The sequence below is a fragment of the Mesorhizobium alhagi CCNWXJ12-2 genome (genome assembly GCF_000236565.1).
GTDB lineage: Bacteria > Pseudomonadota > Alphaproteobacteria > Rhizobiales > Rhizobiaceae > Allomesorhizobium > Allomesorhizobium alhagi.
Window position 1 is genome coordinate 1 of sequence record NZ_AHAM01000160.1, and the last position, 978, is coordinate 978.

At 62.2% G+C, this 978-nt stretch carries 2 protein-coding genes; one reads left to right on the plus strand and one right to left on the minus strand.

The genetic code is table 11. The features are described from left to right. Positions 1–105 (minus strand): transposase (locus MAXJ12_RS38250; RefSeq protein WP_420492383.1); only part of this gene is annotated, 105 nt, incomplete at its 3' end. A 141-nt stretch (positions 106–246) separates the two neighbouring features. On the opposite strand from MAXJ12_RS38250, the gene MAXJ12_RS18675 reads away from it, so the two are divergent. Next, positions 247–978 (plus strand): IS701 family transposase (locus MAXJ12_RS18675; RefSeq protein WP_008837519.1); only part of this gene is annotated, 732 nt, incomplete at its 3' end.

Below are 978 nucleotides of genomic sequence, written 5' to 3' on the forward strand. Positions count from 1 at the left end.
TAACGGAGCGATCTGCTCCCATTCCTCGTCCGTCAAATCGGATGGGTAGCGCTTGGTTTTCTTGGCGATCTTGGCCATTCGCCCACGGCTCTGCTCGGTCCACATCCAGAGCTTGAATCACAAATCGCTTCACCGCAAAACCCCAACCCCTCGATTTTCCAAACGGCCTCTTAGTCTTACTGTGTCATAAGTTTCGTTAACGATTGATTGCGAGACTGGCGATTCGTGCTTCATATGGAGGGAGCGATGGATCTCCAGGACGGAATCGAAACAAGTGAATCGCGTTTTGCGGCCTATGTCGAGACGCTTTCGTCGGCATTGGGTCATGCCGATCGGGTTGCGCCGCTGAAGGCCTATTGCACCGGGCTCCTGCTTCCGGGCGAGCGCAAGAGCGTGGAGCCGATGGCGGCACGGGTAGAGCCTGGGCGTGTTCAGGCGGCGCACCAGTCGCTGCATCATTTCGTAGCGAAGGCGGATTGGTCGGATGATGCCGTGCTGAGCCGCGTGCGGGAACGGGTGCTGCCAGCGCTGGAGCGCCAGGGGCCGATCCGTGCTTGGATCGTCGACGACACCGGCTTTCCCAAGAAAGGCAAGCATTCGGTGGGGGTTGCACGGCAGTATTGCGGGCAGCTCGGCAAGCAGGACAACTGCCAGGTCGCGGTCTCTCTGTCGGTTGCCACCGAGCAGGCGAGCCTGCCCATTGCCTATCAGCTCTATCTGCCGGAAAGCTGGGCGAACGACCCTGACCGGCGGGCCAAGACAGGCGTGCCGGAGAATGTGGTCTTCCGCACCAAGCCCGAAATCGCGCTCGCGCAGATCCGGGCGGCGCTGGAGGCCGGCGTCTCACGGGGCGTGGTGCTGGCCGATGCCGGCTACGGCAACGACACCGCCTTCCGCGGCGGGCTGACAAAGGTGGGCTTGACCTATGTCGTCGGCGTCCAGTCCTCGATCCGCCTGTGGTCGCCCGGCACGCAACCA